At 32.9% G+C, this 26,126-nt stretch carries 22 protein-coding genes; all 22 read right to left on the bottom strand.

Annotation, left to right across the window (positions count from 1 at the left end):
• Nucleotides 1–2 precede the first annotated feature (2 nt).
• The 22 genes from cas7c to HSACCH_RS02795 all read right to left on the bottom strand — a co-directional run bounded on the left by cas7c (nt 3) and on the right by HSACCH_RS02795 (nt 25,982).
• Nucleotides 3–887, bottom strand: a complete 885-nt coding sequence (gene cas7c / locus HSACCH_RS02900; RefSeq protein WP_005487700.1) for a type I-C CRISPR-associated protein Cas7/Csd2 — start codon at nt 885–887, stop codon at nt 3–5.
• Entirely contained in the window at nt 888–2,543 is a 1,656-nt protein-coding gene (gene cas8c, locus HSACCH_RS02895) for a type I-C CRISPR-associated protein Cas8c/Csd1 (RefSeq protein ID WP_005487699.1), read from the bottom strand.
• Nucleotides 2,544–2,545: 2 nt separating this feature from the next.
• Entirely contained in the window at nt 2,546–3,217 is a 672-nt protein-coding gene (gene cas5c, locus HSACCH_RS02890) for a type I-C CRISPR-associated protein Cas5c (RefSeq protein WP_005487698.1), read from the bottom strand.
• A gap of 22 nt (nt 3,218–3,239) precedes the next feature.
• Entirely contained in the window at nt 3,240–5,396 is a 2,157-nt protein-coding gene (locus HSACCH_RS02885; protein ID WP_005487696.1) for a CRISPR-associated helicase/endonuclease Cas3, read from the bottom strand.
• A gap of 67 nt (nt 5,397–5,463) precedes the next feature.
• A complete protein-coding gene (locus HSACCH_RS02880; protein ID WP_005487695.1) occupies nt 5,464–6,429 on the bottom strand; it encodes a helix-turn-helix transcriptional regulator in 966 nt (321 codons plus the stop codon).
• Between the two features lie 207 nt (nt 6,430–6,636).
• Nucleotides 6,637–7,803, bottom strand: coding sequence for a M20 family metallopeptidase (locus HSACCH_RS02875; protein ID WP_005487693.1), 1,167 nt, complete (start codon nt 7,801–7,803; stop codon nt 6,637–6,639).
• Nucleotides 7,804–7,805: 2 nt separating this feature from the next.
• A complete protein-coding gene (locus tag HSACCH_RS02870) occupies nt 7,806–8,993 on the bottom strand; it encodes a M20 family metallopeptidase (protein ID WP_005487691.1) in 1,188 nt (395 codons plus the stop codon).
• Nucleotides 8,990–10,228, bottom strand: a complete 1,239-nt coding sequence (locus tag HSACCH_RS02865; protein ID WP_005487690.1) for a M20 family metallo-hydrolase — start codon at nt 10,226–10,228, stop codon at nt 8,990–8,992. The genes HSACCH_RS02870 and HSACCH_RS02865 overlap by 4 nt, the downstream gene beginning before the upstream one ends.
• Nucleotides 10,229–10,292: 64 nt before the next feature.
• Nucleotides 10,293–11,474 (bottom strand): hypothetical protein, encoded by a 1,182-nt coding sequence (locus tag HSACCH_RS02860; protein WP_005487689.1) that lies wholly within the window; start codon nt 11,472–11,474, stop codon nt 10,293–10,295.
• A 126-nt stretch (nt 11,475–11,600) separates the two neighbouring features.
• The gene (locus tag HSACCH_RS02855; RefSeq protein ID WP_005487688.1) at nt 11,601–11,969 is read right to left on the bottom strand and encodes a VOC family protein; all 369 of its coding nucleotides are present in this window, start codon (nt 11,967–11,969) and stop codon (nt 11,601–11,603) included.
• 63 nt (nt 11,970–12,032) lie between these two features.
• The gene (locus HSACCH_RS02850; RefSeq protein WP_040476931.1) at nt 12,033–12,344 is read right to left on the bottom strand and encodes a PTS lactose/cellobiose transporter subunit IIA; all 312 of its coding nucleotides are present in this window, start codon (nt 12,342–12,344) and stop codon (nt 12,033–12,035) included.
• Nucleotides 12,345–12,374: 30 nt separating this feature from the next.
• Complete coding sequence (gene trhA / locus HSACCH_RS02845; RefSeq protein ID WP_005487686.1) at nt 12,375–13,004, bottom strand: PAQR family membrane homeostasis protein TrhA; 630 nt, start codon at nt 13,002–13,004, stop codon at nt 12,375–12,377.
• A gap of 196 nt (nt 13,005–13,200) precedes the next feature.
• Nucleotides 13,201–13,902 carry a purine-nucleoside phosphorylase gene (deoD, locus tag HSACCH_RS02840; RefSeq protein ID WP_005487685.1) on the bottom strand — a complete coding sequence of 234 codons (702 nt, stop codon included), beginning with the start codon at nt 13,900–13,902 and terminating at the stop codon, nt 13,201–13,203.
• Between the two features lie 631 nt (nt 13,903–14,533).
• Entirely contained in the window at nt 14,534–15,517 is a 984-nt protein-coding gene (locus tag HSACCH_RS02835; RefSeq protein ID WP_005487683.1) for an aldo/keto reductase, read from the bottom strand.
• A gap of 251 nt (nt 15,518–15,768) precedes the next feature.
• On the bottom strand, nt 15,769–16,179 hold the full coding sequence (locus tag HSACCH_RS02830) for a WxcM-like domain-containing protein (RefSeq protein WP_005487682.1): 411 nt from the start codon (nt 16,177–16,179) through the stop codon (nt 15,769–15,771).
• A gap of 115 nt (nt 16,180–16,294) precedes the next feature.
• Entirely contained in the window at nt 16,295–19,018 is a 2,724-nt protein-coding gene (locus tag HSACCH_RS02825; protein ID WP_040477016.1) for a GH36-type glycosyl hydrolase domain-containing protein, read from the bottom strand.
• 32 nt (nt 19,019–19,050) lie between these two features.
• Complete coding sequence (locus HSACCH_RS02820) at nt 19,051–20,403, bottom strand: GH1 family beta-glucosidase (protein WP_005487679.1); 1,353 nt, start codon at nt 20,401–20,403, stop codon at nt 19,051–19,053.
• Between the two features lie 59 nt (nt 20,404–20,462).
• Nucleotides 20,463–21,386, bottom strand: coding sequence for an ABC transporter ATP-binding protein (locus tag HSACCH_RS02815; protein WP_005487678.1), 924 nt, complete (start codon nt 21,384–21,386; stop codon nt 20,463–20,465).
• Nucleotides 21,373–22,365, bottom strand: a complete 993-nt coding sequence (locus HSACCH_RS02810; protein ID WP_005487677.1) for an ABC transporter ATP-binding protein — start codon at nt 22,363–22,365, stop codon at nt 21,373–21,375. Before HSACCH_RS02810 ends, HSACCH_RS02815 begins: the two co-directional genes overlap by 14 nt.
• 3 nt (nt 22,366–22,368) lie before the next feature.
• The gene (locus tag HSACCH_RS02805) at nt 22,369–23,232 is read right to left on the bottom strand and encodes an ABC transporter permease (protein WP_005487676.1); all 864 of its coding nucleotides are present in this window, start codon (nt 23,230–23,232) and stop codon (nt 22,369–22,371) included.
• A 3-nt stretch (nt 23,233–23,235) separates the two neighbouring features.
• Entirely contained in the window at nt 23,236–24,225 is a 990-nt protein-coding gene (locus HSACCH_RS02800) for an ABC transporter permease (protein ID WP_005487675.1), read from the bottom strand.
• A 77-nt stretch (nt 24,226–24,302) separates the two neighbouring features.
• Entirely contained in the window at nt 24,303–25,982 is a 1,680-nt protein-coding gene (locus tag HSACCH_RS02795; protein WP_005487674.1) for an ABC transporter substrate-binding protein, read from the bottom strand.
• Nucleotides 25,983–26,126 lie beyond the last annotated feature (144 nt).

The following is a 26,126-nucleotide window of genomic DNA, read 5'->3' as shown; positions in this document are numbered from 1 at the left end:
TACTAATCCAATATTTTAGAAAGTGTAATTTTATCAGGTAGATCATTTTCTATAAATACTTGATAATCACTAAATTTTCTTGGAGTTTCAACATTATCTTTTTTAGAAACATCTATTAAATCAAATAATTTATTTGCTGGAGCATTTCCAGTTTTATCTTCATGTGTAAAGACATATAAACCTCGACAGGCCATCATTCCTCTGCTTGCAGAACGATCTAAATCCCACATTTTAACTAATGATTCCCAGAATATTTCTAAATCCGATTCTTTTACACCAGTATTATCAGCAAAATATGGGTTATAAAAGCCATGGGCAACATATAAGCCATAAGGAATCATAGTTTTTCTTCCCATTTCAGTTATTTTATTAGAACTTGCCCCTTCATCATCAGAACTCTGTTTACGAGCATCTTCAGGTTTAGTTACCGCTACTCTTGTAATTGATAGATCCATCGGAACAATTGGATCTACAGATCTTGCAAAAGTTAATTGAAAAGGTCCCTGAACCTGACCACAATTAAATTTACTGGTACTCATTACTGCACCAAATGTCCTCACATCATAAAAGTTCTTACACATCCAATCTCTAGCATCATCAATTGAATCACGATCATTCGCCTTTTCATCTAATTCTAAATCCTGATATGCCATTTCCTGTTGATTATATAAAACACCTTCATTTTCAACATAAATATTCTCATCTTGAGTTAAAGCAACCCAGTTTCTCACTTTTCTTTTTAAACTTACATCTGAAACTAAACCATGCATTGTTTCGGGATCCACTCGAGGTAGATTGCCTGCATCAGGATCACCATTTGGATTTCCATCTTTTACATCAAATATAAGAATAAAATCATGTCTTTTTTCTGGATTATTATAAATCATTTAATTTTCCTCCTTTTTATCTTTTTCTGGACGATAGGCTTTCTGCTGATAATATCCAAGTGCGAATAAGCCCTGTTCTTTAAGTGACAATGTTGCCGGAAAATCATTAAGTTCTACCATAATATCTTCCAATTCAGACTGCAGCCAGTAATAAAGCCCAGTAGTACTTTCTTCTTTTCTTAATTTTGCTAAATGGTGCTGGGCTTTTCTAATCAGATTACCAAAAACCGAGGCCGGAGCTGAAGAAGCCGTTCCATAATAACGATCAACAATTGTGGATTTAATTCCAGGTAATGCTTTTTTCTGAATGATTTCTATAACACTAAATAAACGGCCACATAAATAAGCGGGACTATTTTCTTTTTTATTTAATTTATTTTTCACCTTTATTCCCCCTTCAGGATGAGAATTAAAATACATTTTTAGCAAAGAAGCTCTTGGTCTAGTTACGCGAAACTCAACATCTGCTTTTATTCGTTTAACTGTATTAAAAAGAACTGCCTCTGCCAATGGACTTCCTTTAATTGCATATGCAGCTATGGATTCTGCCACTATTGGTTTAATATCATCAAATTTAAAAGCTGTCTGACTAACTAAACTGTTTATTCCATAATATCTTTCAGATTTATTATCATCCAACTGCATTTCTCTAAAATAATTATTAATATTCTCTTCAACATTTTCAATAGTTGTACTTATCCAATCTCTTACTACAGTCCGACTGTTATTTGCACTTAAAGCCAGACAATAAAATTTCTCATCATCAATATAAGATTTTTTTCCACTTTTAAATGATTTCAAAAAATCTCTAAGTTCATTCTCTTCTGGATTTTCTAAGAGTTCAAATCCGTTAAACTCTAAATTATTTTTGGTCCAAAAAATGTATAATATATCTCCTATTTTTAATCGATGCTCTTTTTTTGCTATTAAATAATTTGCTGCTCTGCCATATTGAGTAGCACAGTCGAAACAAATCGAAGCAATATAAGAACCTGATAAGCCATATGACTCAAAAGACTTGTGATTAGCTGAAATCAAAGAACTTCCACCACTTTGACCTCCAACTCTAAGTAATTTGAATTGTTCAGGATCACGATCTGCTATTACTTTTTCTTGGCCACAAATCAAACATTCAGAAATAAAATCAGATCTTTTTTCATTTGCTACTTTATTTTGTCTTTTCTGCCAAAATTCTTGAATTGAATCAATTTTCAAAGGGTCTTTTCCATTGACTCTAAAAGCTAACCAGTTATTATTTTTTAAATCATTTTCTATATGATCTTCAACTTGGTTATTTTCTAGAAATTTAAGTATTGAATAAATTGTTTGTTCACTAGTAGCTTGATAACTTTCTAAAATAAGTTTATAAAATTCATTCTTTGTCTTTTTTTGTCTCGAACTTAAACTTTCTTCTTCAATATTACCGAAGACATATGAGGCTTTATCTACTAATAAATGTGGCTTCACTTGACTTGTTCGTCCAATTAAATGATCAGCATAAATAAATATTTTTCCTTCATCACTAACATCAGTAAATCCTAACAATTCTCCTTCTTCATTAATTTCAATTAAATAATCAATAGATCTTTTCTTGAAATGAGGAGGAGGAAAATCTTCAACTGTTTCTGCAAATTCACACAATTTTTCTAATATCATTATTAATTCCTCCAGACTTCTTTATACTTTTCTACAGGAACATTCAGCACACCATTATTAATTTCTGCATTGAAAAAGACAGGTTTTGCTCTCTCTTCATCAATATTATAATTTAAATCAAATAGCATTCTTCCTAATTGGTCAGTATAATCAATAGCTGTTTCAGAACCATCTACTGGAGCAAAGAACGCTGCAAATTCTCTATTGCCTAAAAAAGGTCTTTTATAACAGCTTCCATTATTTACTCGCCTTCTAAACTGATCTCGATATTTGGCAGGATGTTCATTTTTAGCATGTTCTTTTAAACTGACATTTGCCTCAATTATATAACTTACATCCCTTAAAGCTAGCGTATTCCTCTGGGTTCTATCTTTATCCGCATAATAACGGTCATGACCATCATTTTTCATCCAATGCTTTACACTTCCCGGTGATATTTTGCTTTTCACCTCATTTCTTCTTATAGAAATATGCCTGATTGGGTTTAAAACATGTATTTTTTGAATAACCCAATCAAATTCAGGTTTCCAAAAAATTGAAGATAATATTCCTCGAGCAGCAGATGGAGTCATTACTTGATAACTGACTCTTTCAACTTTCATATCTGGTCTGGTAAAACAGGCAAATTCTCCCCAGACTTTTACTTTAACAGGATCAAATTTAAAATCTTCCAAACTTTTTCACCTCCTTTTAGCATTATGGTAAAAAGTCACTTGTATTATATCCATCTAACATTATTCCTTCTTTTTCATCATACTTTCCAGTCCAGACATAAACATCTTCCAATAATTCGTAAAGTATACCATCTTTTAATAAATCATTTACTTTATATTTTCTAATTGAAATAAGATATGGTTGTAATTTACGCCATTCCTCCCTACTGATAAATTCTTTATTTTTAATGACATTTAAATTAACCGGCAATTGATCAATTATATCATTATTTTCAATTATCACATTTACTGTATCATCAGGTATAATTTTAAATTGTCTACTTACTTCTCGAAATTTAAAACTTTTTCTTGATTCATTAATTTTCTTTTTGTCTAAATTTACATCTTTGTATAATGTATCAAAATAACCTAGAAAAATTTCTGCTGTCAGTAATTGCTCAGGATCATTTAAAAAGAGTTTGCTTTTATCAGTAGCCGTTTTATAAATACCTTTAGGTAATTTGTTTTCCTTAGGAGTAAAGACAATTACTTTTCCCTTATCTAGCTTATTTTCTCTATTGCATCTTCCTGCAGCCTGCACAATACTGTCAAGTGGAGCCATTGCCCTTAAAACCATTGGAAAATCTATATCGACCCCTGCTTCTATTAATTGAGTTGAAATCAAGTAACAACTTTCATTATTATTTAATTTTTCTTTCACTTCATTTAAAATAATTTTTCGATGTGCTGAACACATATAAGTTGATAAATGATAAACATTTTTTGAATTATCACTTAAAATAGAATAAAGTTTTTTGGCATCATCTTTTGTATTTAAAACAGCTAATGCTTGTTTTTCTTCTAACATTAGTTCAGCTACCTGATTCCAGCTTAATTTCTTTTCAATATAGCTTAGATCATATTCAACTCGTGCTAAATTTCGAAATAAATTATCAGTGTCTGGAACAAGTTCTTCTATGTTTTTTATACCATTAAATTTATCTCTATCTCCAAAAGCTGGTTGAGTAGCTGTTGAAAATACAATTGCAGAATTATAATTTTTGACTAATTGTTTTAAAACCTGAAGGATTGAATTTAAATACTCAGGTGGTAATGTCTGGACTTCATCAAAAATTATAGTCGAATTTGCCAGATTATGCAGTTTTCTTAATTTACTTGTTTTATGTGAAAATAAACTTTCAAAAAATTGAACAGAAGTTGTTACAACTACTGGCATATCCCAATTTTCAGTTGCCAGTTTAATTTTCTCTTTATTATATTCTGCTTCATCTTCACTAAAATCAAAATTAGAGTGATGTTCTAAAATATTTTCTTCTCCTAAAATTTCTTTATAAGTTTTGGCAGTTTGTTCAATAATATTGGTATATGGGATGACAACTATAACTCTATCCATATTATTAAATTTTGCATGTTTTAATGCAAATCCTAAACCTGTTCTAGTCTTTCCCCCACCAGTAGGAACTGTTAAACTGAAAAATTTATTTTTTTGTTCTGCTTTATTTAATACAGAGTCATATATATTATTTCTTATGTCATTTAATTTACTTTTTTCTGCCTCTTCCATTAATTTATTCTGATTTTCACTGAATTTATTCCATAAGCCTTCAATATCATAATTATTTAAATTTCTTAATGAATATTTATTTAAGTCAAAATGTTTTTCTGTATCTAAGTAATCCGCATCTACTAATGAAGAAAACATCATTCTCATTAAAAATTCTAATTCTAACCGATCATTTTTTATATCAAAATTTATATTTTCATTATCTTTATATTCTAATTTAATATTATTACCAAAATTATTTATACTACTTTTCACAAAATCTTTATTTGCTTTTTCTTTTAAACTGTTTTTTAAATCTGTAAGATTATGTAACCCTGCATGATGTCCAGCAATAAAAAAGGGCAATATATTAGAAAATTTTATTGACTTATCTTTTTTTGCAAATATTGCTCCTGCAATAGCATGTTCTACTCCTGAAGAATTGTTTTTTAAATAGTTCTGAAACTGATCACTATATTTTCCTAAATCATGTAACAAACCACTTGTATATGCTAAATCACCCATTGACCATTTATCAGCAAATTTCTTAGCTTTATTTGCAGTACTATAAATATGATCTTTTAATTCATGAGTTTCTCCTTTATCATTTTCCGTATGAGCAATAAATTTTTCCAACTATCTCACCTCCCATTCCATCTTACCATCCCCTACCGACACCCCTATGTCGCAAACATTAGTTTTTTTAATAATTTTCCAGCATTTTTTCTATTTCTTGCTGCATTTCTTTTCTTAATTCAGCTGGTTTGAGAACCTCCGCCTCAGATCCATAACCTAAAACCCATTTTTTGATCTCTTCCCGGCTTCCAGTTTTTACTTTAAAAATAATTTGATTTTCAGCTATCTCTTCAATTTCCTGCTGATCACTCCAGTGATACTCAGGAACAAAACGTGCTGCTCTGCCGCTGAATCTAACTTCTACCTCCATTTCGTTTTTTCCCTGTTCAACTCCCCAGGCATTATCCAGCTCATCAGCCAAAGAAAAATCATCAGGCAGCAAAAAATCTTCTTCGGTTATTTTTATATCCTTAATTCGATCAATACGAAAAATTCTTTTTTCTTCTCTTAAATGGCAAAATGCATATAGATAAGGCGCTCCATTATTAAAAAAAAGATTATAGGGATCTAATTTTCTCTCAGTAGTTTGGTCACTGCTCATTGAATAATAGCTAATTAAAATTTTGTTTTCATTATTAATTGCTTCTTTAAGCAGATTAAATTTCTGCTGATGTTCTTCTAAATCAACAAAAGGTTCAGATATTATTTCATAATTTTTGATGTAGCTGCCCATACTATTTTTTAAAAACTCTGGTAGAGAGTTATACACTTTAGCAAGACCTGATTCTAATTCTTTTTTCATTGGGAAACTGCGATTTTGATATTCTTTAGCTGCCAGCAAAACAGCTTCTGTTTCTTTTTGATCTAAATTTGGTGCTTTGAATCTAAAATTGTCCAAAATCTTGTATTCTTTTAAGTGATTATCATAATATATCGGCACCCCAAGTTCTTCCATGATTTTTTTATCACGATGAAAGGTTCTTTCTGAAATACCAAAATAATTAGCAAAATCTTTTGCTTCCCAATGTTTATAAGGCTCATTTAAAAGCATAATAGTTTTTATGATCCGAAAAATTCGATTATTTTCAGCCATTTTAACCCCTCTTTTCAAAATATTTTGTCAAATTATGTCGTAAATATTAGCATTGATTACTAATTTTTCCTTTATATATAAAGTTCTTGAAAAGATAGAACAATCCTTTAATTTAAAAATATAAAAAAATCCCTACTTCTTGTTTAATACTGAACTAATCAGCATCACAATAAGTAGAGATTTATTATAAATATATAGTTAATACTATTAATACTGCTCTAAAAACTCCAGCGCAAAATTAAAGTATAGTTCTGTACCTTGTTTTAAACTTTCTTCATTAATATTAAATCTTGAGTTATGATGAGGATAATTTTTAGATTCATCTGCAAAAGCTGCTCCGACAAATGCTATTACCCCTGGTACTTCTCTTAAATAATAGGCCATATCTTCACTACCTGGTGTTTTTTCCATTTCAATTAAATTATCTTCAGCTGCTATTTTTTGGGCAGCAGCCTGAGCTATTTCAGTACATCTTTGATCATTAATAGTAGGAGGAGTTCCTTTTCTGATCTCAACTTCAGCTTCTCCTCTGTAGGATTTAGCTATTTTATCAGCATAACGCTTAATAGCTTCACTGGCCTCATTTCTTGTCTTTTCGTTAAAACATCTTAAAGTGCCTACGATTTCTGATTTATCTGGTATTACATTAAATCTACTTCCAGATTTCATCTTACCCAATGTAAATACTACAGGATCTAAAGAGTCAGTCTCTCGACTTAAAATAGCCTGAGATTCTAAGATAAATGAAGATGCCATAACTATTGGATCTACAGCCTGATGAGGCATTGAACCATGGCCACCCTTACCTTTAAAATCAACAATAACATAATCTCCAGAGGCCATTCTGGGGCCTTCCTGTACATTAATTTTGCCAGTTGGTAAATTCGCCCAGAGATGAATACCCATAATTCCATCTACATCTGCTAAAACTCCTTCTTCAACCATTTTAGCAGCTCCTTGAACCATTTCTTCTGCTGGCTGAAAGATAAGTTTAACTCTTCCTTTTATTTGGTCTTTAACTTCCAAAAGAGCTCGAGCTGCACCCAACAACATAGCTGTATGTCCGTCATGACCACAGGCATGCATTATTCCTTCATTTTTTGACTTAAATTCTAAATCAGTTTTCTCTTCAACTTCAAGAGCATCCATATCAGCTCTTAAAGCTACAGTTTTTCCTTTTTCTCTACCTTCAATAACTGCAGCCAACCCTGTATCTGCATATTCTTGGTAGTTAATTCCCATTTTATCTAGTTCTTCTTTAACTCTTTTTGATGTTCTTGTTTCATTCCAGCTTGTCTCAGGATACATATGAAACTCTCTTCTCAGTTTAAGAACATAAGCTTCTTGTTTTGACAATATATCTTTAAAATCCATGCTTATTCTACCTCCCCTTCAGTTAAAAAGTCCAGAGCAAACTGGGCATATAATCCAGAAGCAGTTTTTAATGAATCTTCATCTATATTAAATTCTGGATGGTGATGGGGAGCATCAGCACCTTTATCTTCGTTCCGGGAACCAACAAAGACAAAAGTTGCTGGAACTTCTGCTGCAAAAAATGAAAAATCTTCTCCACCTGTTGTTTTATCGAGCTTTATTAAAGAATCCTTACCAGCAAATTCAGCTGCTGCTTCTTGAGCAATTTCTGAAATATCTTGATCATTAATACAGGGTAGGGTCATTTTAATATATTCTAACTCAGCTTCAGCTCTATAACTTTCAGCTGTCTCCTGAGCAATTCTTCTAATAATTCCTTCAAACTTATGATTAATTTCTCTGCTAAAACATCTAGTTGTACCTTCTATATGGGCTGAATCAGGTAGTACATTTCCTTTTGAACCCGAATTGAAAATATCTACACTTAAGACAGAGGGTTCCATTGGATTAAATTCTCTACTGACAATGGTCTGGAGATTCATTACAATTGCAGCACCAGCCATTATTGGATCTACTCCCTGGTGAGGCATAGAACCATGTCCTCCTTCTCCCTTAACTTTGATAATGAACTGATTAACTGCAGCCATCCGGGGGCCAGCTTCTACAGATATCTTGCCGCTTTCTAAATCATTCCAGATATGTATACCAAAGATAGCATCAACATCTTCTACTACACCTTCTTCAACCATAGTTTTTGCTCCTACAGCTATTTCTTCTCCGGGTTGAAAAATCAATTTAACAGTTCCTGCAAATTCTTCTTTTAAATCGTTCAATATTTTGGCAGCTGTCAGCAGACTGGCTGAATGTCCGTCATGACCACAACCATGCATTAAACCCTCGTTTTTAGATTTATATTCTACTTCATTTTTTTCTTCCAGCTCTAAAGCATCCATATCAGCTCTTAAAGCTACAGTTTTATTACTGGCTGATTTTTTGCCGCCTTTTATTTCACAGACAACCCCGGTACCTGCAGCATTTTTTGCTTCCAAACCAAGCTTTTCTAATTCTTCTATAATTCTGCGGGATGTTCTTTCCTCTTTCATACTTGGTTCAGGATGCATATGAAACTCTCTTCGCATAGAAACAGCATAATCAAAATATTCTTCTGCTAATTCTTTGACACTATTCATTCCGCTTCACCAACCTTTAAAACAGTATGATAAATAAGTTCTATTCCTTTTTGTAAATCTTCGTAATCTGTCCATTCTTCTGGCGTGTGACTTCTTCCATCTTTACTGGGCACAAATATTAGACCCACATCTGTAATAGCTGCCATAATCATCGCATCATGACCAGCACCACTAATCATTTCTTTAGAGTTTAAACCCAGTTTTTTAGATTCATCTTTAAAAGTATTAAAGATTTCCTGTGATAATTCAACCGGTTCAACCATTAACATATTTTGCACAGAATAATCAACAGCATGTTCTGCCTTTATAGCAGCCAGAGCCTGATCAATCTGATCTCTTACTTCTTCAATACAGTTTAATTTTTTAGATCTGATATCAACAGAAAATTCTACTTCTGCCGGTACAATATTAGCAGCTCCTGGCTTTACAGCAAGAGTTCCTACGGTAGCAACGGTTCCATTTCCAGCTTTTAAGGCAAAGTTTTTAATTTCCGAAATAACTTCAGCTGCTGAAGAAAGAGCATCTTTACGCATCTCCATTGGAGTTGTTCCTGCATGATCAGCTCTACCTTCAATCTTAACTCTAATTTGATTAATTCCAACTATAAAATCAACTATTCCTACATCTTTTGCTTCATTTTCTAAAACTGGACCTTGTTCTATATGCAGCTCTATAAAAGCTTTAAGCTCTTCTGGATCTCTTTTTGCTTCTTCAATTTTTGTTGGATCAAAACCAAAATCTTCGAAAGCCTGAGCCATAGAAATACCATCAGCATCTTTAAAATCTAGAAGCTCCTGATAATCGACTTGGCCAGTCATCGCTCGACTACCAAAGACTCCACCACCAAAGCGACCACCTTCTTCTTCAATCATTGCTACAAATTCTATTGGATATTTTGTTTTTACATTGTTTTCTTCCATGACTCTTAAAATTTCGAGAGCCATTATCACTCCTGCAGGACCATCAAAATGCCCTCCATTTTTAACAGAGTCAAAATGAGAACCGATCATAACTACCGGTGCATCTTTGTCTGTACCTTCTCTTCTAGCAACTAAACTACCAGCTGCATCTTCATAAATTTCAACATCTAATTTCTGGAGTTCACCTTTTAAATAATTTCTGGCTCCACGATCTTCTTCAGTTAAAGAAAAGCGAGTTAATCCTTTACCAGGAGTTGCATTAAACTCTTTTAAGTTTTCAATATCATTTTTAATTCTCTCTACTTGTGTCAACATTTTATCTACTATCTCCTCTCTTGCTTTTAAACTAGCTTAATTATATTTTAAAACTATGTTTAATTTATAGTAATTTAACAAAGAAACCAGCAATAATAACTGAGGCAATAGTTACTGTTGTAAAGCCACCTACCAACATTTTGGGCAGCATTTCATCTACAGCATATTGATATTCATCATCATTTTTAGTACTCGCTCTAGCTGATTCCACAGTTAGAATATAATTTGGTGGAAAACCATAAAGAGCTGTCATAGCTATAGATATAGACATTTCCTTGGTGTAGCCAAACATTTTACCAATAAACATTGAGATTAAAGCCATACCTGTAAGACCAAGTACTATAATACCAAATAGAGGAACTGCTATCTCTGTTAACATTGAAGGTGTTGCATCAGAGAGGCCTGCAAAAATAAAGGCCATTAAAATCGTAATTAAAAAGCCAAAAGAACCGGATTTAACTAGTGCCTTTTCTTCTAAAAAACCAGTCTCTCTACCAATAACTCCAAATAACATACAGACTACAAATTGATTAAGATGTAAAATAGGTGCTGCTGCTACTGCTAAAGCTGCCACTATTCCAAGTTTAAATAAAATAACATATGTAGTTTGGTATTCTTCAGGAAGAGGTGGAATTATTCTAAATCTACTTTCATTTTCTTCTGCTTTTTCCTGATTATTATCTTCCATTTTAACTTCACCACTTCTCACTTTATCAGCAAGACGGTTAGCCTCTTTTTTAAGTAAATAAGATGTTATTGGATAACCAAAAAATCCTTGAATTACATACATTGCTGTTGCCAGAACAGCAATTGAAGTTAAACCTTTTTCTGCTGCAGCTGTTGACATCAAAATTGAGGCTACTACTCCTCCAGTCAAAGGCGGGGTTGCTGCAACTACATTTTCCCAACCAAAAAGTAAATTACCTAAACTTAAAGTAAGAGCAATTATACCAACTATACCCCCAAGTGCAATAACTACTGTTTTCCATTGTGATAAAAGTTCTTTTAAACTCATTAAAGTTCCCATATGAGTTAAAAGTAAATACATTGATAAATAAACTATTGGTGTAGCAAATGAGCTCTGGGTTACAACATCACCAGGTAGAATAGTCCAAAAACCAATTATAAATAATACTGCTGAAACAAAGACCGAGGGTATCATAGCCTTCGTTTTCATCGACACCAACTCACCAACTGCCAAAATTAACAAAACAATACTAAAAGCTTGCGTTACGTTTAAATCCATTTTTACTCCTCCTAGACTACTAAATTCTAATTTGCTTACGATTATAACAAAATTTTTCAATACTAGCAATAATTTTAAAAAAATACATCAAAACTGCTGACAATTAAGTCAGCAGCTTTAGATAAATTATTTATTTTCTACAAATTGAATCCTCAGACCGTTTGGATCTAAAACAAAGAAAAACTCAATATTTGGATTGGGAGAAATTGGTCCACTGTGAATCTTTAAGTTGTTTTCTTGAATTAATTTCATTTTTTCTGCAAGAGAATCCACTTCAAAGCCTAAGGAAATATCTGATCCAAGCTCTACTTCATCCTGGTTTTGATTATCAATTAATTCAACAGCTGTTTGACCATCAGCAGCTGCTAAAAAAGTTATTTCAGTCTCCGGACCAGCCTCAAACTGCCTCTGAACTTCTAAACCAACAATATCCTGATAAAATTCAACTGATTCTTTTAAATCTTTAACTTTAATTGTAGTCCATAAAAAACTCAAATTACCAACTCCTTTTATTAATATATAATTAAAAAGACAGCTCCTAGGAACTGTCTTAAAAAATTATTCAGATTCAAACCTATCATATAAATCAATAAATTCTTGTGCCATATCCTTAAGTAAAATAGCCGTCATCAAATGATCTTGAGCATGAGTAAGCATTAAACTTCCTTCAATCTTATCACCATTAGCTTCTTGCTTAATTAATTCTGTCTGCTTAAGATGAGCCTTTATTAATTGATCCTCTGCTTCATTAAATATTTCTTCTGCTTGCTCAAATTCATTATTTTTAGCATATTTAACAGCTTTTAAAAATTTCTTTTTTACTTCGCCACTTATGGAAATAATTTCAATCAAAGCATTTTGTAATTCCATCAATATCCTAATATCCTCCCTAATAAATTATTAGCCCAACGCTATAAATACCATTATATAATGTAATATTCCTCCGGCAAGAATAAAGAAATGAAAAATCTCATGAAAACCAAAATTAGGCGTAATCCTTGGTTTTTTAATTATATAAAATACTGCTCCAGCAGTAAAAGATAGGCCTCCTGCAAACATTAATATTAAATTAGAAGTTGGCATTGACATAAATAATTGATGAAAAGCAAAGATACCTACCCATCCCATTAAAAGATAAATTAAGGTGTATAAAATTCTGGGGGTTTTAAAATACATAAATTTCAGAAAAAAGCCCCCTAAAACAAGTCCCCACTGGACTGAAATAATTGTCCACTTGAGCCAACCTTCCAAATAAAGATATGCTACTGGTGTATATGAACCCGCAATCATTACAAAGATTGCAAAATGATCTAGTTTACGCCAGATAGAACTTTCATCATCTTCTTTTTTAAAAGCATGGTATAAAGAACTAGCCAAAAATAGAAAGGCTACTGAAACACCGTAAACTGAAGCTACTATTATTTTGTCTGGACTCTCTAAGGCACGGAATATTAATAAAACTAAGCCGATTAAGGCCAGTATGAAACCAACAAAATGAGAATAAAATGAAACCTTTTCTTCCTTTCTCATTATAAACCTCCATTCTCTCTACTTTTACTGTCTTCCGAATTTTTATGATTATTACATTAAAAACTTTAGTATTCAGCTAAGCTTATTACATTTTTTAAAAAAATTAAGTTCTTTAAAGTACTTTAAATAATCACAAAAACTGTCAGCCCCAATTAAAGAACTGACAGCTGCTTGGTAATAAATTTATAATTAATGATTATTCTGCTAGTTCTAAAGCAATCTCCATCATATCGGTGAAAGTTTTTTCTCTTTCATCAGATGTTGTTTCTTTTCCGGTTACTAAAGAATCACTAACTGTTAAAATACTTAAAGCATCCACACCATATTTGGCTGCTAATGTTAATAATTCTGCAGATTCCATTTCTACTGCTAAAACACCATATTCTCGCCATTTTTTCCAGGCTTCACGATTATCATTATAGAATGCATCTGAGCTTAAAATGGTACCAACCTTAACCTCAGTTCCCTGTTCCTGGGCCACCTGATAAGCCTTTGAGAGAAGCTTGAAGCTGGAAGCAGGCGCAAAATCTTTGCCATCAAAACGCATTTTATTTAAATTAGAATTGCTGCAGGCTGCTTTTACTAAAATTACATCTCTAACTTTAGCTTCTTCATTAAAAGAACCACACGAACCCACTCTAATCAAATTTTTGACACCATAATCTCTAATTAGCTCGTTAACATAAATTGAAAGAGAGGGCATTCCCATACCTGTACCCTGAGTTGAAATTCTTTTTCCTTTATAAGTTCCAGTATATCCGTACATTCCTCTAACATCATTATACTGGCTTACATCTTCTAAATAATTTTCTGCAATAAATTTAGCTCTTAATGGATCACCTGGCAGCAGAATTGTTTCTGCAATATCTCCTTTTTTGGCTCCAATGTGTACACTCATAAATATACCTCCTATTTATTTTCAGTTCTTTATTATATTATAATATATTAAATCGAAAATAACAAAAAAATAACCCTTAAAAAACGAAAAACCACCCGGGAAGGGTGGTTATATTATCATCATATTAGTAGTTACCTAAGTTTTTAAACGCATCAAGCTTTTCTTGATTATCTGAAGATTCAAGTCTAGCCTCCTGCATGAATTTGAACATGTTGTTAAACATCTACAATCATCCTCTCTTATAAAGTTATTTTAATTATAATTATGATTGACTTATTTTTATAAATCAGTTATTGACTTTTAAATGAAACATTTTTAGTAATGATTCAAGTGTGCAAAAGAATCGTGTTTAATCTGCTTTTCTTTAACAGCTTGAAGATTACTTTCGATTCTTTTCCCTTCAGTATTAGCTGTTTTAATGAATGTTAATAAAGAATTAAACATTATTAAATCACCCTTTCTTATAAACTTATTGTTGTTAAATTAATTATAAGTGATTTACTTATATATTATTTATACTAATTACATTATACATCTTTTAAATCTCTTGTCAAGCTATTTCGCAATGTTTCAATTTGCAGACTTTTTAAACTCATTATTTATATTAAGTTATTTATATTAAGTATATATTTTACCAGAGGTGATGCACACTATCTCTTATATATTCATCATAGATTTCATCTACTCTCTCCATTACTTCAGCTGAGAGATCATCCGCTTCAGAAGCAGCTGCATTGTCTTTTACCTGCCATGGTTTTTTACCACCAGGAATTACACAGCTAACTGCATCATGCATTAAAATCCACTTAAGTGCAAATTGGGCCATTGTTAAACCTTCTGGTTTAATTTCTTCTAATTCTTCAACAGCTTTTAAGCCCAGTTCAAAATCTACACCGGAAAAAGTTTCTCCTTTATCAAAAGCTTCACCATTACGATTAAAGTTTCGGTGATCATTTTCGGCAAAAGTAGAGTCTTTAGAAAATTTACCTGTTAAGAGTCCACTTGCTAGAGGTACTCTACAAATAATTCCTACTCCTTTTTCTTTGGCTTTTGCAAAAAATTCATCAGCTGGCTTGTGTCTAAACATATTGAAAATAATCTGCACCGTAGCTACATTTTCATATTCTAAGGCCTTCATCGCTTCTTCTACTTTTTCAACACTGACACCATAGTTTTTAATTTTACCAGCTTCAACCATTTCTTCTAGAGCTTCAAAAACTTCTTCCTGATCATAAACTTCAGTTGGAGGACAGTGCAGCTGCAGTAAATCAATTTGATCTACATCCAGGTTTTTAAGACTGCGATCCACAAATTCATTTAAGTTCTCCTTATTATAGCCTGCTGCAGTATGTGGATCAAGTCTTCTGCCTGCTTTGGTTGCGATATATATCTTCTTATCAGTTTTATGTCTCAGTTTAGCCATCAGGCGCTCACTGCGGCCGTCTCCATAAACATCAGCAGTATCAAAAAAGTTGATCCCCTGATCTACTGCCTCTTCTAAAGCTGCCATTGACTGCTCATCTTCTACATCTCCCCAGGTTCCGCCAATTGCCCAGCCACCAAATGATACTTCTGAAACTTCAAAACCTGTTTTACCTAATTTTCTGTAATTCATTAATAATACCTCCCTGAAATTTATTCGTTACGTCAAATAAAAATCCAGTTTTAGATAAATTCAATAACCAATTAAATTATAACATTTTTGGCCTTATATTTAAAGATTATGATATATATATAATCAATAAAGCTTAAAGAGGTTAAAGTGTTTTATAGAACTGGTATAGGGGAACCAGCTAATTTTGACTTAAGCAACTTTAAGCTTCAATTGAAATAAGTGAAACAAGAATATATTTGTTTTAACTAATATTATTTTTTAGTTAATTCTACTATTTTTTGCTGCTGTTTCTCACTTAATTCTTTTTCTGGAGAATTTTCTAAAGAAGTATCTTTATTTTCAATAATTAAGACCATTGCATCCTCACTTAGAGTATGAGTATGCCAAACAGAGCGCTTAACGTTATACATTTTAAATGGTTCCATATCTTGAACATAAATATCTTCAATTTTTTCTTCACCCTCAGCTAAAAACAACTGGCAGTTACCGCTTAATAAGACAAAGACTTCATCTGTTTTATTGTGTTTTTGCATTTTATCAATATTTTCAGGCAGTAACTCATCACAGTAATTTAAAACTGCAACCCGCCAATCTCCGTAATCAATAACCGGTTTATAACCAGCTTCTTTATATTCTTTAATTTCTATTAAATTAGATTTCATTGTAATCTAATCCCATCCTTTTAGCAGACTATAATTAATCATCTTAACAGACTATAATAATCATCACTATTAATAGCTTTTGATTAATATTACTATAATCAGCTGGAAAATTAATTTATTTTAGTTTAATATCTAATTTTATTTTTTCAACGTCAGTTTTATCTGTTAAAATATTTCTTTTGATCATCACTGAATTATCTTTTTTTACAAAATCAATTTCTTGATCATCTAGTAATATCTCTTTAATCTCATAATCTTTATAATTTAAAGCTTCAGGATTATGATAACTAATTTCTAGATCCCGATCAGCAAAGACAGTAGTGATTTTAGCTTCAGAATTTTGATCAAAGTCTTCTGCCATTAATTTAGGATCTAAAACAAGATCACCTAAATCACCTCTAACACCATAAACCTGAGTTACCATGGTCAATAAAAGCCAGCTAGCTGAGCCGGTTAAATAATGATATAAACCTTCTCCCCGATTGTTTATATACTCAGGAATTCCAGGATAAATTTTGCTTTCCTGATAATTGATAGACTGCTTATAGATTGAAGAAATTACTTCATTCCCAGCTTCGGCATAACCTCTTTTATAAAGAGCATTACTGTACATTACAGCCATATGGCTAAACATAGCACCATTTTCTTTATGACCATAAGCAAAACCATAGGCTCTACCCATATTCATCAGTACTTCATTAAAGTTTGTATTTAAGCGATAACCTCCAACCTGATCATCTTTTAAATAGTTGTCAGCTGTTTTTATTATTTCTTCAACCTGGCTGTCAGAAGCCACATTTCCCATTATCGGAAAGACCTGACCGGTTAGAGTCATTCTGACTCCTAAAGGATGATCTCCTTCCAGTTTTTGACCATCATTATCATAATAACCGTTAAACCACTTGTATCCTTCTTCGTTTTCAAGCCACTCATTTTTTCTTAAATGTTTAATAATCCAGTCTGCTTTTCTTTTTAAATCTTTAATTAAAGAATCAGCCTCAACTTTAATTTTAGTACCTGAGACTTTAGTCTGATAAGAGTCGAAATACTTATTTAAAAGCTCATGTTTTGCTGCAACTGAATCATAATTTACTGACTCTGTTAAAGAATCTAAGAGTATTTTTAGTTCCTGAGCAATTTCAATCGTTTCAACTTTATTTTTAGACTTAAGCCCTTCTAAAATTTCTGCCATTTCTAATAGATTACTGGCATAAAGAGCAGTGAAAGTTACACTTTCTCCATTTTCTTCTGCCATATCAAGACCATCATTCCAGTCAGCACCTTCTAAGCGAAAATTATTATTATCTCCAACATTAAAAAATAGAGTCAGATGCTGTACAAGCAGATGTTCTAAAATACTGCCCTGATAGATATTATTTTCTTGATCCAACAACTTATTACCATCTTCACGATTCCAATTATCATCAATTTGATTACCAAAAGCAGTATGTGAATCTTTAAAATAACTCTGCTTTTCAAGTAGAAAATCAAGGTCTCCACTTTGGTCAAGATAAAGTTTAGTTGTTAAAAATGGCCAGGCTCCATGATCCATCCAGACTCGACTAATATTATTACGATCAGCTATAAATTCTCCTGGCTTGGAACCAATAATTGTTGCATTAGTACCATCAATTCTGACTCCTGCAAAATTATTCAACAGAGTTTCTCTAACACCCTCTGGTTCCATTATTAATAAAGCTAGACAATCCTGCCATAAATCACGCCAGCCTCTGCCTCCACGCCCATAATCATGGTGAGGAAGAAAAGAACAACCGTAAATCCTTCTTAAAATTGGCTGCAGATTGACCCAGCGCATCCACTGATCAAATTTATTGTCTGCAGAATCAAACTGCAGTTTATCCAGTTTCTTTTTCCAAAAATCTTTATTTTCCTGAAGATAGTTTTCGAATTTTTCTCTGCTGCAGTATTTTTTAGCTGCATCAGCGATTAAATCATCATTTTCTTCCTCAATTACAACTGCCAGAACATATGTCTTTTCTTCTCCTGGCTCTAAATTAATATCTTCAAAACGAAGTGCTCCTATTGACTCATAGCCATCAATTTCTGCTCCAGCTTCAAGATAATTATCCATTTTTTTTGCTGCTGCTTCCGGCCAATCTAAAAATCCTCCCCGACCGATAAAATCCTCTAATACAGGATAAAAACCAATTGGTTTTTTGCCAGACTGATCAGCACCAACTACTGCATAAGCAGCTTTGTTTTTTTTATGTCCTCTCTCATCAAAAGAAAGAGTTGGAGACACCGTTACTCCATTTTCAATAGTTTTAGTTCTATGAAGTAAAGAAGTAACATGACGATGATCCCTTAAATTATCTGCAGAGCGCCCATAAATTGGAATTGCTGCAGTTGGAGTTATTTTTCTTGCCTGCTCTCCCTTGTTAGTAATTTTAACCTGCATCAATTCTACTTTATCATTATTTGCCGGTACAAAATTAGTTATTTCTGATTTAAGATTATATTCTTGATTGATTCTAATAATTTTATGCCATAAAAATCCGGCTTCTACTTTTGTACTCTCAGCCTCAGCCTCACTATATTTTTGAGAAATTTGTTTAGCAGAATTACCTGCAGCTGACCAGAGAGTTTGATCATCAATTAAAAGCCAGAAATTTCTTGCTGAACGATTATTATGAAGATTGTCTATAGAAACAGGTTCCATTGCAAAAGTATTCTGCCCGGTTTTAATATCCCCATTTAAAAGTGGGCTAATAGCAGACATCATTCCTGCTTCATTTGTCAGAGGAAAATATAAACGGTTATTGTTATCTGCATTTTCAAGTCTAAATTCTCCGTTTTTACCAGTAAATTTCCAGTTCATTTCTTCTTCAGCCAAAACTTTCACCATCCAATCTATGCTTTAATATAATTATTTTCTATAACTTTACTGTACATTTTTGCACTGTCTTTTAAAATCCTATTCTGGCCATTATCATAATCAATATAAATAATTCCGAAACGTTTATTATATCCATAGGCCCATTCAAAATTATCCATTAAAGACCAAAGATAATATCCTTTTAAATTTACTCCTTTTTCAACTGCCTGCTGGGCAGCTCTGAAATGTTTTTCTAAATAATCCACTCTTTTGTCATCGTGAACATTGCCATCTTCTGCTATTTGATCATCGTAGGCGGCTCCATTTTCAGTTATAAAGATTGGTTTTTTAGTATATTGATCATCCAAGCTTAAAAGTAAGTCGGTCAAGCCCTGCGGATAAACTTCCCAGTCCATTGCTGTATAATTAGAAGCCTCTGGTTTTACTGTTTTAAAATTTAACAGTTTGCTTTCATCATATTCTACAAGAGCTCTGGAATAATAGTTAATACCTAAAAAATCGATATCTCTGCTGATTATTTCCAAATCTCCAGTTTCCAGCTCAAAAGGCTGATTAAATTCTTTTTGATAAAGAGCCATTAATTTTTCTGGATATTCCCCTTTAAATACAGGATCCAAAAACCAGCGGTTATTAAAAGCATCACTATAATCCTTTGCAATTTGATCTTTTTTATTTTCACTATTAGCATAAACAGGCGCTAGATTTAAAGTAATACCTATTTCTCCCTCAATTCCGCTTTCTCTAAAACTTTCAACTGCCATTCCGTGAGAAAGTAATAAATTGTGAGCAACCTGAAGTGCTTTTTGATGGTCCTGATTACCTGGAGCATGTTCGCCAAATAAATTACCCACCATTGAAACAACAAAGGGCTCATTATGAGTTATCCAGCGTGGAACTAAATCTCCAAGTTCTTTATACATTAGTTGAGCGTATTCGTTAAAATATTTAGCTGTATCTCTATTTTCCCAGCCACCCTTATCCTGCAGCTTTTGCGGTAGATCCCAGTGATATAGGGTTGCAGCTGGTTTAATTCCTGTTTTTAAAAGTTCATTTACCAGCCTTTTATAAAAATCAATTCCTTTTTGATTAATTTTACCACTGCCAGCCGGTATAATTCTTGGCCAGGATATAGAAAAACGATAACTATCTAAGCCAATTTTTCTCATTAATTCTATATCTTCTTGATAGCGATGATAGTGATCGCAGGCTACATCGCCTGTATCATTATTTGTTATATTCCCTTTTTGATGGCTAAACCTATCCCAGATAGATTCTCCTTTACCATCTTCATTAGCTGCTCCCTCAATTTGATAGGATGCTGTTGCAGCTCCCCATTCGAAATCTTCAGGAAATGTTAATTTTGCCATCCAAATGCCTCCTCTATCTTATACAAATCTATTTATAATAATTTACAGACTGTCAATTATTATTTATCACTAAATAACACACCGTGGTCCTCTTCAATTTCTACAAAACCTTTACCTTCATTTTCTTTGTAGAACTTTTGAACATCATTTACTACCTGTTCTGGTAAAAATTCTTCCTCTGGATCCCAGCGATCCCCAATTTCAGGTACAGCTTCAAATAACATTTGAGTATAGGGGTGAGTTGCATTTTCATAAATCTTTTTAGTATCTCCTCTTTCAACCAAACGGCCTTTATACATAATTAGCGATTTATCACTGATATAATAACCTAAGTTAAGATCATGGGTTATAAAAATAACAGCCATTCCGTGTTTTTTACAGGATTCTACCAGTAAGTTTAAAACTCCGATTCTGGTTGAAGCATCTAACATACTAATTAACTCATCAGCAATTAAAACATCTACATCCATTAATAATGCACGCGCAATTAACAATCTCTGCAGCTGACCACCACTCAATTGATGTGGGAATTTACCTAAGGTCCGGTCTGGATTTAAATTCACATCATAAAGAGCATCCCTAATTGCCTTATCTTTATCTTTAAAACCTAAATCAAAGGAATCAAAGATCATATCAAAAACTCTGTCTACTCGATATAAAGGATTAAAAGTTGCAAATGGATCCTGAAAAATACCCTGAACTCTTCTATAATATTTTTTGGTTTCTGCTTTATCTGTAATTTCCGAAATGTTTTTTCCTTTATATATAATTTCACCTTCAGAAACGTTGATCAATTTTAAAATCAATTTACCAACTGTTGTTTTTCCACTCCCACTTTCACCTATCAGAGAAATTATCTTCCCTTTTTCTATATCAAAAGATACATCCTTAGCAGCTACTGTATATTCCGGATTTAAAATACCACTTTTAAATATTTTGGATAAATTTCTTACTGACATTACAACATCATTATTTTTTGCCACTTAAATCACTTCCTAACTCTTTCCATCTCCAGCAGGAGACATAATGATCTTCTGCTACCTGCTCTCTTGGTGGAGTTTCTTCGCATTTATCAATAGCATAAGGACAGCGCTCTCTAAAACGACAACCTTCACCAATATTTAATAAATGAGGTGGTGTTCCATCGATTCCAGCAAGCTTCTTATCTTTATACTGAATACCTACTTTTGGTAAAGAATCAATAAGCGATCTAGTATACGGATGCCGTGGATTATCTACAATTTCATCTGTTGGACCAATTTCAGCAAAGTTACCAGCATACATAATCATAATTCGATCTGCTATCTGATAAAGAATAGACAGATCATGAGTTATAAAAATAGCTGATTTTATAATCTCTAAATCTCTTAAATTGGCAAGCATTGTTGCCACAAAACGCTGTGAACTAACATCTAAAGCAGAAGTGATTTCATCTGCAATTAAAAATTCGGGGTCTAAAATTGTGGAAATAACCATAATAACTCTCTGCTTCATTCCACCTGAAAGCTCAATTGAATATCTATTTAAAACTGATTCATCTAAATTTACTAGATCCAGACGCTCTTTTACTTTGTCAAAAAATGCCTTGTCAGTCTTTACTCCCTGCTCTCTGGCCAAATCTGCAATATATGTTTTAATTTTTTTGGTTGGAGAAAATGCATCAAGTGCATACTGTGGAATTAAAGAAATAGTTCTTAAACGCAGTTTTTTAAATTCACTTTCATCCATTTCCATAATTTTATGGCCAACTAGATCAACATCACCTGAAATATATTTCAGTGGCTTTTTGCGGGAAATAAAACTGCTGGCCAGGGTACTTTTACCACAACCAGATTCACCTGCTAAGCCAAGAATCTCACCGTTTTTTAAATTAAATGTTACATTGTCTACTGCTTTAACCTGTCCTTTTAAAATATCATAATATGCTTTTAAGTTTTTAACTTCTAATATATTTTCGCGCATTGCTTACATCTCCCTCAAACGTGGGTTAAAGGCTGCATCTAGTCCTGTATTAACAAAGTAAAGTGCAGTAATTAAAATTGCTAAAATCAAACCAGGAATTATAGCCCACCACCACATACCAAGCTGAATTCCATTCCAATTTACAGCATTTTGCATTACAAGTCCCAAAGAAATACCTTTTGTAGGACCGAGCCCTAAGAATTCCAGCTGAACTGTTGCTAACATGGTAGAGTTAAATTGCTGAATAAAAACCATAAACACATAAGAAAACATATTGGACGCAATATCTTCTCTTAAAATTCTACCAACATTAAGAGCAGAAATTTTAGATAAAGATACGTATTCCTGATTTTTTAAAGAAAGTGTTTGTGATCTAACGGCTCTTGCTGTCCAGGGCCAGGCGGTTAAAGATACAATTACTGCCATAATTACTACCCCTCGCACTTCCAGAAAAGCTGCGATTACAATCAATAAAGCCAGCTGAGGAATAACAACAAAAATATTGGTTAACATCATTAAAAGTTCGTCAAAAATTGTTCCCCCATAATAACCGGCTACAAAACCAATTATACAGCCCACTAATGTGGCTATAGTTCCAGCTATTGCACCTACTAAAAGGGTAGAACGAAGACCATAAACAGTTCTGGTAAATACATCTCGCCCATCAATTGTTGTTCCAAAAAAATGATCGCTAGATGGAGGCAAATATCCTGCTCCAGCATATTCTCCGTACTCATATGGTGTCAGCATCGGTCCAAAAGCTGCCAGCATAAATACTAAAACTACTATGGTTAGGCCAAAAATAACCTTTTTATTTGATAAAGCATAATATAAATTTTCATGTTTTGCCCAAAAATCTTTAAACACAGCTTACACCTCCTCGGTAAATGACAATCTTACTCTTGGATCTATGAACATATAGACTATATCTACAATAAAGTTTGCGACTAAAACCATTGTTACAATTGTTAAGAAAATTCCCTGCATCAAAAAATAATCCTGATTTTGCACTGCATCAAGCAGCATTCTTCCCAGACCAGGATAGTTAAACACTACCTGAACTGTAATTGCTCCACCTACAATTCGACCTAATCTAAGAGCAAGACCTGTTACTTGAGGTAAAACTCCATTTCTAAATCCATATTTACGAATTAACTTATTTGAAGAACCAAGTGTCTCCATATATTTAGAATAATTAGAACTTTGTTCATACATAATCATATTCCGCATCCCGATTGCCCAGCCACCAAGCTGAACTAAAAACATAGTAAAGAAAGGCAGGAACCAGTGATGCAAAAAATCCATGATAAAACTCAAGTTAAAGCCAGGCGAGGCTGTTGAACCATAGGCTCCACTGATTGGAAACCATCCAATTTGAACTCCAAAGAAAAAGGCGACTATTCCCGCCATCCAAAAATAAGGTGAGGAAGCTAAAAAATAGAAAAAAGGCATTGAATAATTATCTACTGTTTTATCTGTGCCAGAAAATGCACCTAATTTATTACCAACTATCCAGCTTAATATAATTGCGGGTAATAAAACAGAAATATCATAGACTATTGCACGTTTAATAATTTCTAAAACTGGGGTTGGGAACTGAATAATTGAAATACCAAAGTCAAGCGTGAAAACTGATTTCCAAAAATTTGCATACTGCTGCCATAGGGGTTGATCAAGATTAAAAAGTAGAGTTAATTGTTCTTCTAAAATTTCACGTCCGCCCTCCATACCTGAAAAACGTGATAAAAGTGATTGGATTGGATCACCAGGCATCATTCTGGGGATAAAAAAGTTAATTGTTACCGCCAGAATAAAGGTAATTAGATAAATCACTATTTTTTTTCTTAAATATTTACCCATCTTTTACTGCTCCTTTCTAAATAACAGGCTCGATAAAAATATCAAGCCTGTATATTTAATTAATTATCTATTTCCTTTTACTTAGCTGGCTCAATCCCAATTAAAGTGTCGATCATACCTAATTGATAAAAATTACCCCAGCTAACTGGAATACCATATGGGTTATCTTCATTAGGCCAATTTGTCCAGTATTGAGTTGTTTGTTGAGCCCAGAGACCATTATGCCAGAGAGGTACACTTGGCATATCTTTTAATAAAGTTTCTTGTATCTCAGAAGCTAATTCCTGTTTAACTGATTCATCACGTGTCATATTAAACTCGTCAATTTTTTCGAATAACTCAGGATTATCATAAGCTCCCCAGTTACCGCTATTAATTTGTTCTCCATCAATATTACTGTTTGCTACTCCATTCCAGTAATCAAATGGTGTAGAAGATAAAGTTGTTTGGAAAACACCAATCATCATATCGAAATCACTAGTAAAACGTCTGTTATCAAATAAAGAAACATCTGGGAAATCAGGACTAATGTTTAAACCAATCTCTTCTGCATCAGATGCAATAGATCGAATTGCTTCCATCCAGTCAGTCCAACCACTTGGAACCATAAGTTTCAATTCAAGTGGATCACCATTAGGCATATCTCTCCAGCCATCACCATCAGCATCGACATATCCAGCATCGTCTAATAATGCTTTGGCTTTTGTTGGATTATATTCAAAACCATAATTTTCTACTACTTCTTCGTCTAAATAAGCTTCCCAACCTTCTCCGAATAAACCGGTAGGATTTGCTGCTTCTACTAAACCACCATAAACACGATCTACAATATTCTGCTGATTAACCATAAAAGCCATCGCTCTTCTAAATTGCTTGTCATCCATTGGCTCTTTTAAAGTGTTCATATACATCAGAGCAGTATTAAAGGAAAGCATATAGGGTTCTTCGTTATACCAAGTTTTTAAACCAAATTGATCTTTTATTCTTTGAATTCCAGGAATAAAGTTATTACTTAAATCAAGTTCACCTTTCATTAACATACCCATAATAATGTTGTTACTCTGGTTTACAAGGTCTACAATGTATCTGGGTTTAGGCTGGCCAAATACTTCATTGCCCCACCAGTCATCATTTCTTTCCCAAACCATTCTATCCTGTCCGGCTTCTTTAGCCATATAAGAACCTGTACCAACTGGGTTTTTCATAGTCTTAGTAATTAATTCATCACTAGGAATCTCACTCCAAATATGCTCTGGGATAATATAACGTTCATAAAGTTCGGCATCCCATTCTGCATAATGAGGTTCGCTGAAGGTGAATCTTACTGTGTAATTATCTTCTGCTTTAACAGATTCCAACCAGTCCCAAATTGGAGAATAAAAAACATTACCCTCTTTCGCTATTTCATAAGTAAATACAACATCTTCAGCATTAAATTCTTCACCGTCATGCCAGTTAATACCCTCTCTTAAATTAAGAACGTATTCGTTGTCACTTACCCATTCACCACTTTCTGCAAGCCAGGGCTGATATTCATCTTTTATCGGATTATAAGAAAACATTGTCTCATAAACTAAACCACCAGTACCCGGAGTAGGATTAGGAATTAAAACGTTCCAGGTTGATGGAGGTCCCCACATTGCCCCAGAAACTACTAATGTCTCTTCTCTGGGAATATCCTGAGCTAAAGACATCCCTCCCATTAAAAATAAAAACGCTAAAGTCAAAACTAAAACTTTTTTACCAACATTAATCATTAATAAACACCCCTTTAAATTATTTTGTCTTAAAATTTTCACTCTTCTTTTTTCTTAAGGGTTTATAAATTTATAAAAAGTAAAAGTGAAAAACATTAGTATTGAATAAATCTTAATTAAATTAAAGTTAATAATTAATAATTA

Origin of the sequence: Halanaerobium saccharolyticum subsp. saccharolyticum DSM 6643 (genome assembly GCF_000350165.1) — a bacterium.
Classification (GTDB): domain Bacteria; phylum Bacillota; class Halanaerobiia; order Halanaerobiales; family Halanaerobiaceae; genus Halanaerobium; species Halanaerobium saccharolyticum.
Note: the sequence above shows the minus strand (reverse complement) of the source record. Positions and strands in the feature narration are given on the sequence as shown.

What these genes read in the sequence shown, in the direction of transcription:
- cas7c (WP_005487700.1), bottom strand. Translation starts at nt 887, where the DNA reads ATGATTTATAATAATCCAGAAAAAAGACATGATTTTATTCTTATATTT.
- cas8c (WP_005487699.1), bottom strand. Translation starts at nt 2,543, where the DNA reads ATGATATTAGAAAAATTGTGTGAATTTGCAGAAACAGTTGAAGATTTT.
- HSACCH_RS02880 (WP_005487695.1), bottom strand. Translation starts at nt 6,429, where the DNA reads ATGGCTGAAAATAATCGAATTTTTCGGATCATAAAAACTATTATGCTT.
- HSACCH_RS02875 (WP_005487693.1), bottom strand. Translation starts at nt 7,803, where the DNA reads ATGGATTTTAAAGATATATTGTCAAAACAAGAAGCTTATGTTCTTAAA.
- HSACCH_RS02870 (WP_005487691.1), bottom strand. Translation starts at nt 8,993, where the DNA reads ATGAATAGTGTCAAAGAATTAGCAGAAGAATATTTTGATTATGCTGTT.
- HSACCH_RS02865 (WP_005487690.1), bottom strand. Translation starts at nt 10,228, where the DNA reads ATGTTGACACAAGTAGAGAGAATTAAAAATGATATTGAAAACTTAAAA.
- HSACCH_RS02860 (WP_005487689.1), bottom strand. Translation starts at nt 11,474, where the DNA reads ATGGATTTAAACGTAACGCAAGCTTTTAGTATTGTTTTGTTAATTTTG.
- HSACCH_RS02850 (WP_040476931.1), bottom strand. Translation starts at nt 12,344, where the DNA reads ATGGAATTACAAAATGCTTTGATTGAAATTATTTCCATAAGTGGCGAA.
- trhA (WP_005487686.1), bottom strand. Translation starts at nt 13,004, where the DNA reads ATGAGAAAGGAAGAAAAGGTTTCATTTTATTCTCATTTTGTTGGTTTC.
- deoD (WP_005487685.1), bottom strand. Translation starts at nt 13,902, where the DNA reads ATGAGTGTACACATTGGAGCCAAAAAAGGAGATATTGCAGAAACAATT.
- HSACCH_RS02835 (WP_005487683.1), bottom strand. Translation starts at nt 15,517, where the DNA reads ATGAATTACAGAAAATTAGGTAAAACAGGTTTTGAAGTTTCAGAAGTA.
- HSACCH_RS02830 (WP_005487682.1), bottom strand. Translation starts at nt 16,179, where the DNA reads ATGAAATCTAATTTAATAGAAATTAAAGAATATAAAGAAGCTGGTTAT.
- HSACCH_RS02825 (WP_040477016.1), bottom strand. Translation starts at nt 19,018, where the DNA reads ATGAACTGGAAATTTACTGGTAAAAACGGAGAATTTAGACTTGAAAAT.
- HSACCH_RS02820 (WP_005487679.1), bottom strand. Translation starts at nt 20,403, where the DNA reads ATGGCAAAATTAACATTTCCTGAAGATTTCGAATGGGGAGCTGCAACA.
- HSACCH_RS02810 (WP_005487677.1), bottom strand. Translation starts at nt 22,365, where the DNA reads ATGCGCGAAAATATATTAGAAGTTAAAAACTTAAAAGCATATTATGAT.
- HSACCH_RS02800 (WP_005487675.1), bottom strand. Translation starts at nt 24,225, where the DNA reads ATGGGTAAATATTTAAGAAAAAAAATAGTGATTTATCTAATTACCTTT.
- HSACCH_RS02795 (WP_005487674.1), bottom strand. Translation starts at nt 25,982, where the DNA reads ATGATTAATGTTGGTAAAAAAGTTTTAGTTTTGACTTTAGCGTTTTTA.